This window comes from Pseudomonas boreofloridensis (assembly GCF_030580795.1).
GTDB lineage: Bacteria > Pseudomonadota > Gammaproteobacteria > Pseudomonadales > Pseudomonadaceae > Aquipseudomonas > Aquipseudomonas boreofloridensis.
This window is the reverse complement of the sequence record NZ_JAUQOQ010000002.1, coordinates 374,140-390,363: the sequence shown is the minus strand read 5'-3', so window position 1 is coordinate 390,363 and position 16,224 is coordinate 374,140. Positions and strand designations below refer to the sequence as shown.

At 63.7% G+C, this 16,224-nt stretch carries 15 protein-coding genes; 6 read left to right on the top strand and 9 right to left on the bottom strand.

Annotated elements, in window-relative coordinates; genetic code table 11:
- Window positions 1-2 precede the first annotated feature (2 nt).
- Window positions 3-1,406, top strand: a complete 1,404-nt coding sequence (locus Q6A47_RS04020; RefSeq protein WP_029612273.1) for an aminoacyl-tRNA deacylase and HDOD domain-containing protein — start codon at window positions 3-5, stop codon at window positions 1,404-1,406.
- Between the two features lie 15 nt (window positions 1,407-1,421).
- On the opposite strand, the gene Q6A47_RS04015 is transcribed toward Q6A47_RS04020, so the two are convergent.
- From Q6A47_RS04015 to rubA, 4 genes are all read right to left on the bottom strand, one after another.
- Window positions 1,422-1,796, bottom strand: a complete 375-nt coding sequence (locus Q6A47_RS04015; RefSeq protein ID WP_029612272.1) for a hypothetical protein — start codon at window positions 1,794-1,796, stop codon at window positions 1,422-1,424.
- A gap of 144 nt (window positions 1,797-1,940) precedes the next feature.
- Window positions 1,941-2,249, bottom strand: coding sequence for an HU family DNA-binding protein (locus Q6A47_RS04010; RefSeq protein ID WP_029612270.1), 309 nt, complete (start codon window positions 2,247-2,249; stop codon window positions 1,941-1,943).
- 188 nt (window positions 2,250-2,437) lie between these two features.
- Entirely contained in the window at window positions 2,438-3,586 is a 1,149-nt protein-coding gene (locus Q6A47_RS04005) for an NAD(P)/FAD-dependent oxidoreductase (RefSeq protein WP_304483173.1), read from the bottom strand.
- A 30-nt stretch (window positions 3,587-3,616) separates the two neighbouring features.
- Entirely contained in the window at window positions 3,617-3,784 is a 168-nt protein-coding gene (gene rubA, locus Q6A47_RS04000) for a rubredoxin RubA (RefSeq protein WP_029612269.1), read from the bottom strand.
- Window positions 3,785-3,959: 175 nt separating this feature from the next.
- Here rubA and Q6A47_RS03995 point away from each other — a divergent pair, with 175 nt between their 5' ends.
- The 5 genes from Q6A47_RS03995 (at window position 3,960) to Q6A47_RS03975 (ending at window position 9,213) form a co-directional block, all read left to right on the top strand.
- Window positions 3,960-4,517 carry a chorismate--pyruvate lyase family protein gene (locus Q6A47_RS03995; RefSeq protein ID WP_039582433.1) on the top strand — a complete coding sequence of 186 codons (558 nt, stop codon included), beginning with the start codon at window positions 3,960-3,962 and terminating at the stop codon, window positions 4,515-4,517.
- Window positions 4,517-5,407: a 4-hydroxybenzoate octaprenyltransferase gene (gene ubiA / locus Q6A47_RS03990; RefSeq protein ID WP_029612267.1), complete on the top strand. Its 891-nt coding sequence runs from the start codon at window positions 4,517-4,519 to the stop codon at window positions 5,405-5,407. The genes Q6A47_RS03995 and ubiA overlap by 1 nt, the downstream gene beginning before the upstream one ends.
- A 235-nt stretch (window positions 5,408-5,642) precedes the next feature.
- Entirely contained in the window at window positions 5,643-6,332 is a 690-nt protein-coding gene (phoB, locus tag Q6A47_RS03985) for a phosphate regulon transcriptional regulator PhoB (RefSeq protein WP_003253341.1), read from the top strand.
- A 105-nt stretch (window positions 6,333-6,437) separates the two neighbouring features.
- Window positions 6,438-7,745 carry a phosphate regulon sensor histidine kinase PhoR gene (phoR, locus tag Q6A47_RS03980; RefSeq protein WP_116887309.1) on the top strand — a complete coding sequence of 436 codons (1,308 nt, stop codon included), beginning with the start codon at window positions 6,438-6,440 and terminating at the stop codon, window positions 7,743-7,745.
- A gap of 127 nt (window positions 7,746-7,872) precedes the next feature.
- Window positions 7,873-9,213, top strand: a complete 1,341-nt coding sequence (locus Q6A47_RS03975) for a hemolysin family protein (RefSeq protein WP_029612263.1) — start codon at window positions 7,873-7,875, stop codon at window positions 9,211-9,213.
- 50 nt (window positions 9,214-9,263) lie between these two features.
- Here the strand turns inward: Q6A47_RS03975 and Q6A47_RS03970 are convergent, their stop codons facing one another.
- From Q6A47_RS03970 to Q6A47_RS03950, 5 genes are all read right to left on the bottom strand, one after another.
- On the bottom strand, window positions 9,264-10,169 hold the full coding sequence (locus tag Q6A47_RS03970; RefSeq protein ID WP_304483165.1) for a response regulator: 906 nt from the start codon (window positions 10,167-10,169) through the stop codon (window positions 9,264-9,266).
- Window positions 10,170-10,331: 162 nt separating this feature from the next.
- The gene (gene phoU / locus Q6A47_RS03965; RefSeq protein ID WP_039582427.1) at window positions 10,332-11,102 is read right to left on the bottom strand and encodes a phosphate signaling complex protein PhoU; all 771 of its coding nucleotides are present in this window, start codon (window positions 11,100-11,102) and stop codon (window positions 10,332-10,334) included.
- Between the two features lie 122 nt (window positions 11,103-11,224).
- Entirely contained in the window at window positions 11,225-12,058 is an 834-nt protein-coding gene (gene pstB, locus Q6A47_RS03960) for a phosphate ABC transporter ATP-binding protein PstB (protein WP_039582425.1), read from the bottom strand.
- Window positions 12,059-12,148: 90 nt separating this feature from the next.
- On the bottom strand, window positions 12,149-13,816 hold the full coding sequence (gene pstA, locus Q6A47_RS03955) for a phosphate ABC transporter permease PstA (RefSeq protein WP_304483161.1): 1,668 nt from the start codon (window positions 13,814-13,816) through the stop codon (window positions 12,149-12,151).
- A gap of 17 nt (window positions 13,817-13,833) precedes the next feature.
- Complete coding sequence (locus Q6A47_RS03950) at window positions 13,834-16,122, bottom strand: ABC transporter permease subunit (protein ID WP_304483159.1); 2,289 nt, start codon at window positions 16,120-16,122, stop codon at window positions 13,834-13,836.
- Window positions 16,123-16,224 lie beyond the last annotated feature (102 nt).

The window sequence follows — 16,224 nt, the reverse complement described above, 5'->3', positions numbered from 1 at the left end:
CCATGACTGAAGTGGCCCTGGATACCGCACACCCGCACGCCCCGCCGGTCATCCGGCTGCTGCTGGAAAAACTTGGCATCGGCTACCGCGAGGTGCCGGAGCACCCACACCTGCCTGCCAGTTCGCGTGTCCAGGCGATCCTGCTGGACGATGAAGTCGGCGCACTCATGGTGCTGTTCGCACAGAGCCAACTGCTCGACCTCAAGCGTCTCGAAGAGCTCACCGGCCGCACGCTGACCGCGGTCCCGGTGGAGCGCCTGAGGAAGATGCTCGACAAGCATTCGCTCAAGGCCCTGCCTGGGCTGCCCGCGCTGACCAGTTCCCCCTGTCTGTACGATGAGCGGCTATTGAGCGCCGATGCGCTGCTGATCCAGTCGGGAGAAACCGGTCTGCTGCTGGAAATTGCCCGAGACGATTTCAAGCGCATGCTGAGCAAGGCCAGTGCCGGCAGCTTCGGTGTGGAAGTCGAGGGCATCCGCCGCAACCTCGACCGTCCGCACGACGACACCCGCGAGATTTCCCATGCGGTTCAGGCCTTCACCGCCCGACGCATCCAGCAACGCCTCGAACAGACCATCGAGATTCCGCCGCTGGCCGACACCGCGCAGAAGATCATCAAGCTGCGCGTCGACCCCAATGCCAGCCTCGACGACATCACTGGCGTGGTGGAAACCGATCCGGCGCTGGCCGCTCAGGTGGTCAGTTGGGCCGCCTCGCCCTACTACGCTTCACCGGGCAAGATCCGCTCGGTGGAAGATGCCATCGTGCGGGTGCTGGGCTTCGATCTGGTGATCAACCTGGCGTTGGGTCTGGCCTTGGGCAAAACCCTGAGCCTGCCCAAGGACAATCCGCAGCAGGCCACCCCATATTGGCAGCAATCGATCTACACCGCTGCGGTGATCGAAGGCCTGACCCGCGCGATGCCACGTACCGAGCGTCCAGAGGCGGGGCTTACCTACCTGGCCGGGCTGCTGCACAACTTCGGTTACCTGCTGCTGGCCCACGTGTTCCCACCGCACTTCTCGCTGATTTGTCGCCATCTGGAGGTCAACCCGCACCTCTATCACAGCTACGTCGAACAGCACCTGCTGGGCATCAGCCGCGAGCAGATCGGTGCCTGGCTGATGAAGCTGTGGGACATGCCGGACGAGCTGTCCACGGCGCTGCGCTTCCAGCACGATCCAAGCTATGAAGGGGAATATTCGGCCTATCCCAACCTGGTGTGCCTGGCCACTTCGCTGCTGCGCTCGCGGGGCATCGGCGCGGGGCCACAGGAGGAGATTCCCGAGGCGCTGCTCGAACGCCTGGGGCTGACACGCAACAAGGCCGAAGAGGTGGTCAGCAAGGTGCTGGAGGCCGAGGCACTGCTGCGCGAACTGGCCTCGCAATTCCACACCCCGCACTGACCGTGCGCGACCGCCTCACGCCTTCTTGCGCGGCTTGAGGTACTTCATCAGGCCCTGGAACCAGATCACCAGGGCCGGGTTGCCCTTGATCTGGATGCTCTTGTCCTGAATGCCCTGCATGAAGGCCAGTTGCTTGTTGCTCGCCTGCAAGGTGGCGAAGCCGAACGCCGCATCCTTGAAGGCGATGGCGAAAGCGGGATCAGGATGCAGGCCGCCCTTGCTGCTGATGCGCTCGCCACTGACCTTGAAGTGCCGCGCCACCTTGCCGTCCAGCGTCTGCATCTGGAACACCAGGTCCTTGCCGCGAAGCTGTTGCTGAAACGCCGGATTGTTGCGGCTGGCCCGGGCCATCAGCAGCCCCATGGCCCAGAGCAGAAAGCGAAACTTCATCAGGGTGCCTCGATGGAAAAGTGACCGAAGCGCGGATTCTAGCTTTTTATCGAACCGATTACGCCAGTGCGCACAGGGGTGTTTGTGCCAAATACGACGGGCGCCCATAGGCGCCCGTCTGGATGACACTGGAATGTCTGTCGGTTACTTGGCTTTCTTCGCCGGTTTAGCCGGCTTGCCGGAGGTCATGACGGTGTCACGCAGGTTCTTACCCGGTTTGAACGCCACGGTATTGCTGGCCTTGATCTTGACCGGTTGTCCAGTCTGCGGGTTCTTGCCAGTGCGCGCACCACGATGACGTTTTTCGAAGGTACCGAAACCAACCAACGTGACGGTATCTTTGTCGAGCGCGCCAGTGATGCTGTCGAGAATCGCGTTCAGGACCTGATTGGCCTTGTCCTTGGTCAAGTCGGTCTTTTCAGCGATGACGGCGGCGAGTTCTGGTTTACGCATAGTGAAGCCTCTTAGACGGGATTTTTTGTTGTTATGCCGTACTGCCTGCGAATGCAGCGCCCAAGGCGCCACAGGCTCTAGTCTGCGGCAGACGCCAGTGAGAATGGCATGCAGGCCGGGGGCGCGCCAGTATCTGCGCGGCCATTGTCGCGTCTAGAACACGACGCAAAGGACACTCCGGACGCCATTCACGCCAACAGCGGTGGCAACTGTCGATTCAAGGCCAGTTTTTCCATGACCGCCGTGCCCGTGAGCGCATAGCCGAGCAGCTCGCCTTCAGCGCTGTGGCACAGCACTCTCAGGTCGTTGCCCTGCCCTTCGATACGCCAAGTCCCCTCTCGCCCCAGTGGCGGGGGCGAAACTACCAGCGGGCATGCTGGCGTCTTCACCGTCACCGGCATCGGCCCGTAAGTCACGCCCATGGGATTGCCGGCAAGCGTCTGCGCCAAGGCGCGGGCGCAGGTCATCAAGGGCATGACGTAGAGCAGGTTGAGACCGTCGACCTCGGCGCAGTCGCCCAGGGCAAAGATGTTGGCGTGGGATGTGCGTAACTGGCGATCCACAACCACGCCTCGATTGACCAGCAGCCCAGCCGCCGCCGCCAGATCGGTGCGAGGCCGCAGGCCCACGGCGGATACCACCAGGTCGCAGGCAATCATGCTGCCATCGGACAGTTGCGCCTGCAAACCCTCGTCGACACACTGCAGTCGCGTCAGCACCGGTCCGAGATGAAAGCGCACGCCCAACTGCTCCAGGCCAGACTGCACTGCATGCGCGGCAGCGGGGTGCAGCAGCGTCGGCATCAGTTGCTCGCACGGCGCGACCACCTCGCACTGGTAGCCACCCAAGGTGAGGTCGTTGGCAAACTCACAGCCAATCAGCCCCGCGCCGAGCACCAGGACGCGCCGCTTGCCGACAGCCTCGGCGCGAAAGCGGGCGTAATCCTCCAGGTCGTTGATCGGAAAAATGTGCTGCCCACCATCGCCTTCTACCGGTACCTGTACCGTCTGTGCGCCCCAGGCCAGCACCAGGTCGCGATAGGCCACAGCCTCCTCGCCGATCCACAGGCGCTTGTGGCCGGGGTCGATACCGCTGATACGCGTATGGGTGCGGATCTCGGCGTTGAGCTGCTCGGCCATCGCGCCGGGCTCTGCCATGCACAGCTCGTCGGCGCCTTTTTGCTTGGCGAAGCCGGTGGACAGCATCGGCTTGGAATAGGAACGCCCGTCGTCGGCGGTGATCAGCAGCAGCGGCGTTTCGCTGTCGAGCTTGCGAAACTCTCGGGCCAGGTTGTAGCCCGCAAGGCCGGTGCCGATGATCACTACAGGTGACGTCATGTCGGGGTTCCTCTCTGAAAGGGTCTTCGATCAGCCGATGGCGATCATTTCGAAGTCGCTCTTGCCTACGCCGCAGTCCGGGCACAGCCAGTCGTCTGGCACGTCTTCCCAACGGGTGCCGGGCGCGATGCCGTCGTCAGGCCAGCCCTCGGCTTCGTCATAGATCAGGCCACAGACGATGCATTGCCACTTCTTCATTGGTGATCCTCGGTCAGGCGTCGTGTTGCGTCGGGTGACGGCTGCGCGGGCAGGCCCGCACTGCACTCACCGCGCAATTCATGGGGGCTTTTTACTGGCCCGGCGGGCAGGATGCAAGCCTACCGGGCAATCATGCTAAGCTCGCCGCCTCTCTGGATGTAGCAAGCATACCGACGTGCCGTACGAATCCCCGCAAGCAGCCGCTGTCGCGTGGCTGGCGTATTCACAGCTGGCGAGCGAGCTCGACCCGCGCACCCGCGACTGGTTGTTCGACGAGGGCTCCCTGACCCGCCGCCTGACACACCTGTCCGATGATCACTTCTGCGTGACGCCCCTGAGCGAAGGCTGGCAGCCGTTGCGTGCCGACGAATGCCAGGCACTGAGCCTGGAGCCCGGCGCCCAGGGTTGGGTCCGCGAGGTGTTCCTGCGCGGCCACGATCAGCCCTGGGTGTTCGCCCGCAGCGTCGCCAGCCGTGCAGCGCTGGAGCGTGGTGGCCTGGATCTGGAAACGCTGGGCAGCCGCTCGCTGGGCGAGCTGCTGTTCTGCGACCAGGCGTTCGTTCGCCAGCCCATCGAAGTGTGCCGCTATCCCGAAGCCTGGCTGCCCGCGCCCAGCGCCAGCGCCGGGCTGTGGGGGCGACGCTCGCGCTTCTCTCGCGACGGCCTCGACCTGCTGGTCGCCGAGGTCTTCCTGCCGGCACTGTGGCAGGCTGAGCAAGAGGTGTCGTCCTGATGTACCTGAACCTGCTCAAATCGCTGAACCGCCTGCATCCCCGGGCCTGGGACTTCGTGCAGCTCAGTCGCCTGGATCGCCCCATCGGCATCTACCTGCTGCTGTGGCCCACGCTGTCGGCGGTGTGGATCGCTGGCAACGGCTCACCGACGCTGGCCAATGTGCTGATCTTCGGCCTGGGCGTAGCGCTGATGCGAGCGGCGGGCTGCGCGATCAACGATTTCGCCGACCGCAAGGTGGACGGTCACGTCAAACGCACTGCCGATCGCCCTCTGGCCAGCGGTCGGGTGAAACCGCGCGAAGCGGTCCTGCTGTTCGCCGTGCTGACCGGTATCAGTTTCCTGCTGGTGCTGTGCACCAACGCCAGCACCGTGTGGCTGTCCTTCGGTGGCGCAGCGCTGGCCTTCTGCTACCCGTTCATGAAGCGCTACACCTACTACCCGCAGGTGGTGCTGGGTGCGGCGTATTCCTGGGGCATTCCCATGGCCTTCACGGCGGCCGGCGTCGAGGTGCCTGCCGCCGCCTGGTTGCTGTACATCGCCAACCTGCTGTGGACGGTGGCGTTCGACACCTATTACGCCATGGTCGATCGCGACGACGACCTGAAGATCGGCGTGAAGTCCACCGCGATCCTGTTCGGTGACGCCGACCGGGTGATCATCCTCACGCTGCAGGTGTTGTCACTGGGCTGTCTGCTGCTGGCCGGCAGCCGCTTCGCGCTCGGAGGGTGGTTCCACCTGGGGCTGCTGGCGGCGCTGGCCTGTTTCGCCTGGGAGTTCTGGTCGACCCGCACACGGCAGCGCGATGCCTGCTTCAAGGCGTTTCTGCACAATCACTGGGCGGGGCTGTTGATCTTCATCGGCGTGGTGCTGGATTACGCACTGCGCTGAACGCCTGCCGTTCACCGGCGCAGGTCCCGGCCTGCGCCGCAATCGCCAGTGGGCTGCCGCCCCACAAGCCGTATTCCATCCCCTCCCGCACCGGATTTTCAGTGGTGCCGCCGCCACGCCGCGAGGCCCCTCCGTTCATGCAATGTCGCCAGAATGGCCAACGCCCTGTCACACAGCTGCAATAATTCCGTTATCTAATGCGGGCCAAGACACCATAGATGGGAGAGGTTTGAGCATGGTTGGCAGGAACATTCTGATCGTCGACGACGAAGCGCCTATTCGCGAGATGATCGCCGTTGCGTTGGAAATGGCCGGCTACGACTGCCTCGAAGCGGAGAACTCCCAGCAGGCCCATGCCATCATCGTCGACCGCAAGCCGGACCTGATCCTGCTCGACTGGATGCTGCCCGGCACCTCCGGCATCGAGCTGGCGCGCCGCCTCAAGCGCGACGAACTCACGGGCGATATCCCGATCATCATGCTCACCGCCAAAGGCGAAGAGGATAACAAGATCCAGGGCCTGGAAGTCGGTGCCGACGACTACATCACCAAACCCTTCTCGCCCCGCGAACTGGTGGCCCGCCTGAAAGCCGTGCTGCGCCGCACCGGCCCGAGCGACAGCGAGGCGCCCATCGAAGTCGGCGGCCTGCTGCTCGACCCGATCAGCCACCGCGTGACCATCGACGGCAAACCCGCCGAAATGGGCCCGACCGAATACCGTCTGCTGCAATTCTTCATGACCCACCAGGAACGCGCCTACACCCGTGGCCAACTGCTCGATCAGGTCTGGGGCGGGAATGTCTATGTGGAAGAGCGGACCGTCGACGTGCACATCCGTCGCCTGCGCAAGGCGCTGGGTGAAGCCTACGAAAATCTGGTACAAACCGTACGCGGCACCGGCTACCGCTTCTCCACCAAGAGCTGAAAAGCGAAGCGCCAAGCCCATAAATGGACGTGAATGCACCACCGATCCGCCTCTACTTGCAGCTCGCCGCTCGCAACTAGCCGCTGGATCCGAAGGATCCCCTAATTGAACCAGAACTGGCATGCGACCCTGATTCGTCATCTGCTGTTGCTGATCACCGTCTGCCTGGTCGGTGGCCTGGCCAGCGGCGAGTACGGCTGGAGCCTGGCCATCGGCCTGGCGCTGTACCTGGGCTGGACCCTCAAGCAACTGCTGCGCCTGCACGACTGGCTGCGCAACCATCAACCCGACGAGGCACCGCCCGACGGCTACGGGCTGTGGGGCGAAGTGTTCGACAGCATCTATCACCTGCAACGCCGCGATCAGCGCGTGCGCGGCCGCCTGCAAGCGGTGATCGACCGGGTGCAGGAGTCCACCGCGGCCCTGCGCGATGCGGTGATCATGCTCGACAGCGACGGCAACCTGGAGTGGTGGAACCGCGCCGCCGAGACCCTGCTCGGCTTCAAGACCCCTCAGGACGGCGGACAACCGGTGACCAACCTGGTCCGCCATCCACGCTTCAAGGAATACTTCGAAGCGGAAAACTACGTCGAACCGCTGGAAATCCCCTCGCCCATCAACGACCGTCTGCGCGTGCAACTGAACATCACCCGCTATGGCAACAACGAGCACCTGATGCTGGTGCGCGACGTCACCCGTATCCATCTGCTCGAACAGATGCGCAAGGATTTCGTCGCCAACGTTTCCCACGAGCTACGTACCCCCCTGACTGTGATCACCGGCTACCTGGAGACCCTGCTGGACAACGTCGAGGATGTGAATCCGCGCTGGGCCCGCGCCCTGCAGCAGATGAGCCAGCAAGGCTCGCGCATGCAGACGTTGCTCAACGACCTGCTGCTGCTGGCCAAGCTCGAAGCCACCGACTACCCCTCCGACAACCAGCCGGTGGCCGTGGACACGCTGTTGCAGTCGATCAAGGGCGACGCCCAGGCGCTGTCAGGCCCCAAGCGTCAGCACATTACCTTGGAGGCGGCGCCCGGGGTGCGCCTGAAGGGCAGCGAATCGGAGCTGCGCAGCGCCTTCTCCAACCTGGTGTTCAACGCCGTGAAGTACACCGGAGAAGACGGCAACATCCGTATTCGCTGGTGGGCCGACGAGCAAGGTGCGCACTTGAGCGTGCAGGACTCTGGCGTGGGCATCGACGCCAAGCACCTGCCACGCCTGACCGAACGCTTCTACCGCGTCGACTCCAGCCGCGCGTCCAATACCGGTGGCACCGGCCTGGGCCTGGCGATCGTCAAGCACGTGCTGATGCGCCATCGCGGCAAGCTGGAGATCAGCAGCGTGCCCGGTCACGGCAGCACCTTCACCTGTCACTTCGCCCCGGCACAATTGGTCAGCGCCAGCCGCTGACGCTTGGCAATGACATCAGTCCCCTTTGCTTTTGCGGCACCAGCCGCTACATTGGATCCCCTGTGCCAGCTTGAGCTGGCACTTTTTTTCTCCCCCTATCGAAGACGGACCCCGTAAAAACTCCATCATGGACCCTTCCCCTGGTTTCAACCTCGCGTCACTGTTCGCCGATTTCGGCATGATCCTTTTTGCCCTGTTCCTGGTTGTGCTCAACGGCTTCTTCGTTGCTGCCGAGTTCGCCATGGTCAAGCTGCGCGCGACCCGCGTCGAGTCCATCGCCGAACTGCACGGCTGGCGCGGCAGCATCCTGCGCAAGGTGCACAATCAACTCGATGCCTACCTGTCGGCCTGCCAGCTGGGTATCACCCTGGCCTCCCTGGGCCTGGGCTGGGTCGGTGAGCCGGCGTTCGCCCACCTGCTCGAACCGCTGCTGGCCTACCTGGGCGTCGACAGCCCGGAGCTGATCAAGGGCGTGTCGTTCTTCATCGCCTTCTTCGTCATCTCCTACCTGCACATCGTGGTCGGCGAGCTGGCGCCCAAGTCCTGGGCGATCCGCAAGCCTGAACTGCTGTCGCTGTGGACGGCGGTACCGCTGTACCTGTTCTACTGGCTGATGTACCCGGCCATCTACCTGCTCAACGCCAGCGCCAACACCATCTTGCGCATCGCCGGCCAGGGCGAGCCCGGGCCGCACCACGAGCACCACTACAGCCGCGAGGAACTGAAGCTGATCCTGCACTCCAGCCGTGGCCAGGATCCGAGCGACCAAGGCATGCGCGTGCTCGCTTCGGCGGTGGAAATGGGCGAACTGGAGGTGGTCGACTGGGCCAACTCGCGCGAAGACATGGTGGTAATCGACGCCAAGGCGCCGCTCAAGACCATCCTGGCGATGCTGCGACGCCACAAGTTCAGCCGCTACCCGGTGTACGACGCCGAGCGCGAGGAATTCACCGGGCTGCTGCACATCAAGGACCTGCTGCTGGAGTTGGCCGAGCTCGACCACCTGCCCGAGCGCATCGACCTGGAAGAGCTGGCACGCCCTCTGGAACGCGTCTCGCGGCACATGCCGCTGTCGCAGTTGCTGGAGCAGTTCCGCAAGGGCGGCGCGCACTTCGTGCTGGTCGAGGAAGCCGATGGCAAGGTGATCGGCTACCTGACCATGGAAGACGTGCTGGAAGTGCTGGTCGGCGATATCCAGGACGAACACCGCAAGGCCGAGCGCGGCATCCTCGCCTACCAACCGGGCAAGCTGCTGGTGCGTGGCGACACGCCATTGTTCAAGGTCGAACGCCTGCTGGGCGTCGACCTCGATCATATCGAGGCCGAGACCCTCGCCGGATTGGTCTACGAATCGCTCAAGCGCGTGCCTGAGGAAGAGGAAGTGCTGGAAGTCGAGGGCCTGCGGATCATCATCAAGAAGATGAAAGGCCCGAAGATCGTGCTGTCCAAAGTGGTCAAACTGGACTGAAACACCGCTCCTGTAGGGGAGCGGCAAACGATCGCGAGCAGCCGGACGGATCAGGCGCCGGGAATGAAGTGCTTCTGCGCAGTGCCGCGAGCGATCAGCCGCGACAGGTAGTCGAGCTTCTGTGCATCTTGATCGACGAACTTGAACGTCAACTGCAACCAGTCGCTCTCGGGCTTGGGCTCGAGCGCGGCGACGGCGTGCAGGTAGCCGTTCAGACGCGCCACCTCAGCGTTCTCGCCCTGCTCCAGATCGAGCACCGCGCCCTCGAGCACCTGCGGCAGCACCGCGCTGCGACGCACCACCAGCAGGGCCTCCTTCAGGCTCAGCGCCTTGATCACACAAGGTTGGTTGCCGCTGGACAGGCGCAACTGGCCCTGGCCACGTCCACTCGGTGCTGCGGCAGCAGCAGCGGCGCTCTGCGGGGCCGGCGCATTGATCAGCGGTTTGGCCGCGGCGGACGGCGCTGCCGCGACCTTGGCCGCCTCAGGCTTGCCGCCGGTGAGGGCGCTCAGCGAATCGTTGGCGAATGCCGAATTCACCCGCGCAGGTCCCGCCGACATCAGTCCTTCGAGCTTGCCGATGCGCTGCAGCGACTTTTTCACCTTGGTCAGCAGTTGCTCATTGGTGAACGGCTTGCCGACGAAGTCGGAGACGCCGGCCTGGATGGCCTGGATCACGTTCTCCTTGTCGCCACGGCTGGTCACCATGATGAATTGCATGGCTTTCATCTCAGGCTGCTGGCGGCACCAGGCTAGCAGTTCGAGGCCGGACATTTCCGGCATCTCCCAGTCGCACAGGACCAGGTCGAAGCGTTCCTTGGTCAGCATGGCCATAGCTTTACGGCCATCGACCGCGTCTTCGATGACCATGCCGGGGAAGGCATTGCGCAGGCACTTTCTTACCAGATCGCGGATGAACGGCGCATCGTCCACGACCAGCACATTGACTTTACTCATCGATACTCCTCTTGAATCCCGACTAGCTTACCGCCGAATGATGGCAATTTGCCAAAGCACTGTTCACGCCGGGACGTTTCAAGACAGTTCGCGGGTACCTGCAGCATCTGCCACCAACGAAAACGCCCGGCTTGGGCCGGGCGTCGATGCACGGGGGCAATACTATTTATCGTCAGATTGCCCCGGAACATTAGCCTTTTCCAGCGCGGCCAACGGGTCGCCTTCAACCTCGGCTTTCATGCGCTTGAGGCCCATATGGCGTACATCGGTACCGCGCACCAGGTAGATCACCAATTCCGAGATATTGCGCGCGTGGTCGCCGATGCGCTCCAAGGAGCGCAGTGCCCAGATCACGCTGAGAACCCGCGAGATCGAGCGTGGATCTTCCATCATGTAGGTGACCAGCTCACGCAGGGCGGTCTTGTATTCGCGGTCGATGGTCTTGTCGTACTGCGCCACCGACAACGCCAGGTCCGCGTCGAAGCGAGCGAAGGCGTCCAGCGCGTCGCGCACCATGTTGCGCACCTGATCGCCAATGTGCCGCACCTCCACGTAGCCACGCGGCGACTCGCCTTCTTCGCACAATTGAATAGCGCGTCGGGCGATCTTCGTCGACTCGTCGCCGATGCGTTCCAGGTCGATCACCGACTTGGAGATGCTGATGATCAGACGCAGGTCGGACGCCGCCGGCTGACGCCGGGCGAGGATGCGCACGCACTCTTCGTCGATGTTGCGCTCCATCTGGTTGATCTGTTCATCGACCTCACGCACCTGCTGGGCAAGCCCCGAATCGGCTTCGATCAGCGCAGTCACGGCGTCGTTGACCTGCTTCTCGACCAAGCCGCCCATCGCCAGCAGATGGCTGCGCACCTCTTCGAGCTCAGCATTGAACTGCTGGGAAATGTGATGGGTGAGGCTGTCTTTGTTGATCATGCGTTCGCTCCGCGAAGTTGCTGGCTGCAAGCTTCAAGTAGTTCCTGTGGTTGCCTGACGCCGCGCTAGCTGCCTTGACTTGTGGCTTGCAGCTCAAAGCGTGCAGCTGCGCCCAAGGGCGCTTAGCCATAGCGGCCGGTAATGTAGTCTTCGGTCTGCTTCTTGGCCGGGTTGGTGAACAGCGTATCGGTGTCACCGAACTCGATCAGCTTGCCCATGTACATGAACGCGGTGTAGTCCGAAACCCGTGCGGCCTGCTGCATGTTGTGGGTGACGATGACGATGGTGTACTTGGACTTGAGCTCGTAGATCAGCTCCTCGACCTTCAGCGTGGAGATCGGGTCCAGCGCCGAGCAGGGTTCGTCGAGCAACAGCACTTCCGGCTCCACGGCGATGGTCCGGGCGATCACCAGACGCTGCTGCTGACCACCGGACAGGCCCAGCGCCGACTCGTGCAGGCGGTCCTTGACCTCATCCCACAGCGCCGCACCCCTGAGCGCCCACTCCACCGCTTCGTCCAGCACGCGCTTCTTGTTGATGCCCTGGATGCGCAGGCCGTAGACCACGTTCTCGTAGATGGTCTTGGGGAACGGGTTGGGCTTCTGGAACACCATGCCCACTCGACGACGCAGCTCGGCCACGTCCTCGCCCTTGCGGTAGATGTTGTGGCCGTAGAGGTTGATGGCGCCTTCGACGCGGCAACCGTCCACCAGGTCGTTCATGCGGTTGAAGGTGCGCAGCAGGGTCGACTTGCCGCAACCGGACGGGCCGATGAAGGCAGTGACACGCTGCTTGGGAATGTTCATCTGCACATCGAACAGCGCCTGTTTGTCACCGTAGAACAGCGACAGACCCGGCACTTCGATGGCCACGGTTTCTTCGGCCAGGCGCAGGCTCTGCTTGTTGCGCCCCAGCGCCGACATGTCGATGCCGTGGTTATGAGTATCGTGTTGCATGGTCGTACTCCGGTTTTTTAGCGGCGAGCGTTGAGCTGCACGCTGCAAATAGGGGCCTGCGTCGAATCGGCTTGCCGCTTGCGGGCGGGATCAGCTGTCGAGTGCCTTGTATTTCTCGCGCAGGTGGTTGCGGATCCATACCGCCGACAGGTTGAGGGTCGCGATGACCAGCACCAGCAACAGGGCGGTGGCATAGACCAGCGGCCGCGCCGCCTCGACGTTGGGGCTCTGGAAGCCGACATCGTAGATATGGAAGCCCAGGTGCATGATCTTCTGGTCCAGGTGCAGGTAAGGGTAGTTGCCATCCACCGGCAGCGACGGCGCCAGCTTCACCACACCCACCAGCATCAGCGGCGCCACTTCGCCGGCGGCGCGGGCCACGGCGAGGATCATGCCGGTCATCATCGCCGGGCTGGCCATCGGCAGCACGATCTTCCACAAGGTCTCGGCCTTGGTCGCACCGAGTGCCAACGAACCTTCGCGCACGGTACGTGGAATGCGCGCCAGCCCCTCTTCGGTGGCGACGATCACCACCGGCACGGCCAGCAGCGCCAGCGTCAGCGAGGCCCACAGCAGGCCCGGCGTGCCCAGGGTCGGCGCCGGCAGCGATTCGGGAAAGAACAGGCGGTCGATGGAGCCACCGAGCACGTAGACGAAGAAGCCCAGGCCAAACACGCCATAGACGATCGCCGGCACCCCTGCCAGGTTGTTCACAGCGATACGGATCAGGCGAGTGACCGGCCCCTGCCGGGCATACTCGCGCAAGTAAACGGCCGCCAGCACGCCAAATGGCGTGACGATCACCGCCATGATCAAGGTCATCATCACCGTGCCGAAGATGGCCGGGAAGATCCCCCCTTCGGTGTTGGCCTCACGCGGGTCGTCGCTGAGGAATTCCCAGACCTTGCTGAAATAAGCACCCAGCTTGGCCAGGGTCGACATGTTGTTGGGCTGGATGGCATGCACCACCTTGCTCAAGTTGATCTCGACCTGTCGGCCGCTGCCGTCGCGAGCCACCAGGCTGTCACGGGCGAAGGCCTGGTGCAGCTCGGTCAGGCGCTCTTCGATGGTCTTGTAACGACTGGTCAGCTCGGCGCGCTCGGCCTCGATATCGGCCTGGGCTGCCGCGTCCAGCTTGCCCTGCAATTCCAGCTTGCGGCTGTGCAGGCGCAGGCGTTCCAGTCCATGGTTGATCGACCCGATGTCCTTTTCCAGGCTGACAAGCTGGTCGTTGAACGCGTCGGCGCGCTTGAGTCGCGCCTGCAGTTCGTTCCAGGCGCTGGGGCCGGAAGCGACCACACGGCCCTGCTCCTTGACGCTCACCAGGTAGCCATAGAAGTTGCCCCACTCGCGGCGCTCCAGGGCCATCAGGTCGGTCGGCCGGCGTTGGTCCACCAGCCAGTCGCCGACCAGCCAGGTGAAGTCGCTGCCGTTGAGGTCGCGGTTACCCACCTTGACCAGCTCGCGGGTCATGAACTCCGGGCCATTCTCGGGCACCGGCAAGCCGGCATCCTTCAGGCGCACGCGAGGGACTTCTTCCTTCTGCACCACTTCGCCGACGATCACCACGTCGGCCTGCCCGGGCACCTTGTAGGTGGCCTGGATCAGATCGGCCGGCCAGAAGTGGCCCAGGCCGCGCACGGCGATCACGGCGAGCAGGCCCAGGGTCATGATCACCGCCATGGCCACCGCGCCACCGCTGATCCATACGCCGGGCGCACCGCTCTTGAACCAGCCTTTGAGGGAATCCTGTTTCACGGATCTCTACCTTTCTATCAAAGCGACGAGTATTTCTTGCGCAGACGCTGGCGAATCAGCTCGGCCAAGGTGTTCATCACGAACGTGAACAGCAGCAGCACGAGGGCGGCGAGGAACAGCACACGGTAGTGGCTGCCACCGACTTCCGATTCGGGCATTTCCACCGCCACGTTGGCGGCCAGGGTGCGCATGCCGTCGAACAGGTTCAGCTCCATCACCGGGGTGTTGCCGGTGGCCATCAGCACGATCATGGTCTCGCCCACTGCCCGGCCCATGCCGATCATCAGCGCCGAGAAAATGCCTGGGCTGGCGGTCAGGATGACCACGCGGGTCAGCGTTTGCCAAGGTGTCGCGCCCAGGGCCAGCGAGCCCAGGGTGAGGCTGCGCGGCACGCTGAACACAGCGTCCTCGGCAATGGAGTAGATGTTGGGGATGACGGCGAAGCCCATGGCGATCCCCACCACCAGGGCGTTGCGCTGGTCGTAGTTGAGCTTGAGCTCCTCGCGGATCCACAGGCGCATGTCGCCGCCGAAGAAGGCGCTTTCCACCGCCGGGCTCAGGTGCAGTGCGAGCCAGCCGATCGCCAGGATCACCGGGATCAGAATCGCCGCCTCCCAGCCGTCCGGCACGCGCAGGCGGATCGATTCGGGCAGGCGACTCCAGGCGAAGCCGGTGACCAGGATGCCGATGGGCAGGATCAGCAACAGGCTGAATACGCCCGGCAGATGGCCTTCCAGATACGGGGCCAGGAACAGGCCGGCGAAGAAGCCGAGAATCACCGTCGGCATCGCCTCCATCAGCTCGATCACCGGCTTGACCTTGCGGCGCATGCCCGGCGCCATGAAGTAGGCGGTGTAGATGGCAGCGGCGATGGCCAGCGGCGCGGCCAGGATCATCGCGTAGAACGCCGCCTTGAGCGTGCCGAAGGTCAGCGGCGACAGGCTCAGCTTGGGCTCGAAGTCGGTGTTGGAAGCCGTGGACTGCCAGACGTATTTCGGCGCGTCGTAGTTCTCGTACCACACCTTGCCCCACAGCGCGCTGAAGGAGACCTCCGGGTGCGGGTTGCGCAGGCTCAGCGGCAGCAGTTTGCCCCCTTGCTCGATCATGATGCGGTTGGCCCGCGGCGACAGCGCCAGCAGCCCGGCGCCCTCGGCCACCGGCTCCACCAGCAAGGTGCGGTGCGCGGTGCTATGGAACACGCCGAGCTTGCCGTCGCTGTCCAGGGCGATGAAGCCCTTGCGCCGCTCTTCGGCATCGATCTGCACGATCGGCGCCTTGCCGAGCTGGAAGCTGCGGATCAGCTTCAGGCGCGACTCGCCATCCGGGTCACGGGCCATGAACCACTGGCTCAGGCCGCCCTTGGAGTCGCCGAGGATCAGCGAAATGCCACCGACCAGCTGACCGCTGGCAGTGATGGCGGCGTTGCCATCGTCGAGCAGGGTGTAGCGGCCGTTCAGGCTCTTGTCGCGCAGGCTGAAGACGTCCGCCGTGGCCCGCCCGTTGATCACGTACAGCCACTGCTGACGAGGGTCGATGAAGAGGTTCTTCACCGTCTCGGTCATCTGCGGCAGCACGATGCGGGTCTGCTCATGGGTGACCTCGCCGGTCATCATGTTCTCGCTGCTCGACAGCGACAGCACCTGCAACTGCGCACCGGTCGAACCGGCCAACAACAGGGTGTCGCCGTTGCGGTTCAGGGTGACGTGCTCCAGCGCGCGACCCTGCTCGTCGAGCAGGATCGGCTCCTGACCATACGGATAGTCGATATCGGGGGTGATGGTCTTCTTGTTGTCCGGGTAGGTGATCTTGTAGCTGTGATGGAACACCAGCGCGCGGCCGTCCGACAGGCCCAGTACCATCAGCGCGCTGCCCGGCTGGTCGCTGCCGATCGAACTGACGCTGGCGCCGGCCGGGACCGGCAACTCGACGCGCTTGAGCTCGGCACCCGTACGGCTATCGAAGAACAGCGCCTGGCCGTTATCGGACACCCGCATGCCCACCAGATTCTGCTCCTCGAGGGCAAGCGCGAGCGGCTTGCTGGCATCCTGCTGCAGCCAGGCAGGCTGCAAGGCTGGCTTGCGAGTCAGCTCGGCGCCCTGGAACAGCGGCAACACCACGTAGGCCAGGTAGAAGAAGATCAGGGTGATGGCGGCCAGCACGGCGAGCCCGCCCACCAGCACATACCAACGGGTCAGGCGGTCCTTCAACGCGCGCAGACGGCGTTTGCGTTGCAGCTCGGGCGTATTGAAATCAATGCGCACGGGAGGGGAATTGGGGGTCATCGCAGAATTGGCCAGATCGTTCATGGGCACACCCTAGTGGCACCGTATTACAGAAACATGACAACACAATGACGCAAAAAAGCCCGCCGCTCAGGTATCTGGCGCCGGACTGAAAAGGCGGTGGAA

Excerpts from the sequence above, each read along its gene's own strand:
- Q6A47_RS04020 (WP_029612273.1), top strand. The coding sequence starts at position 3 with ATGACTGAAGTGGCCCTGGATACCGCACACCCGCACGCCCCGCCGGTC.
- Q6A47_RS04015 (WP_029612272.1), bottom strand. The coding sequence starts at position 1,796 with ATGAAGTTTCGCTTTCTGCTCTGGGCCATGGGGCTGCTGATGGCCCGG.
- Q6A47_RS04010 (WP_029612270.1), bottom strand. The coding sequence starts at position 2,249 with ATGCGTAAACCAGAACTCGCCGCCGTCATCGCTGAAAAGACCGACTTG.
- Q6A47_RS04005 (WP_304483173.1), bottom strand. The coding sequence starts at position 3,586 with ATGACGTCACCTGTAGTGATCATCGGCACCGGCCTTGCGGGCTACAAC.
- rubA (WP_029612269.1), bottom strand. The coding sequence starts at position 3,784 with ATGAAGAAGTGGCAATGCATCGTCTGTGGCCTGATCTATGACGAAGCC.
- ubiA (WP_029612267.1), top strand. The coding sequence starts at position 4,517 with ATGTACCTGAACCTGCTCAAATCGCTGAACCGCCTGCATCCCCGGGCC.
- phoB (WP_003253341.1), top strand. The coding sequence starts at position 5,643 with ATGGTTGGCAGGAACATTCTGATCGTCGACGACGAAGCGCCTATTCGC.
- Q6A47_RS03975 (WP_029612263.1), top strand. The coding sequence starts at position 7,873 with ATGGACCCTTCCCCTGGTTTCAACCTCGCGTCACTGTTCGCCGATTTC.
- Q6A47_RS03970 (WP_304483165.1), bottom strand. The coding sequence starts at position 10,169 with ATGAGTAAAGTCAATGTGCTGGTCGTGGACGATGCGCCGTTCATCCGC.
- phoU (WP_039582427.1), bottom strand. The coding sequence starts at position 11,102 with ATGATCAACAAAGACAGCCTCACCCATCACATTTCCCAGCAGTTCAAT.
- pstB (WP_039582425.1), bottom strand. The coding sequence starts at position 12,058 with ATGCAACACGATACTCATAACCACGGCATCGACATGTCGGCGCTGGGG.
- Q6A47_RS03950 (WP_304483159.1), bottom strand. The coding sequence starts at position 16,122 with ATGAACGATCTGGCCAATTCTGCGATGACCCCCAATTCCCCTCCCGTG.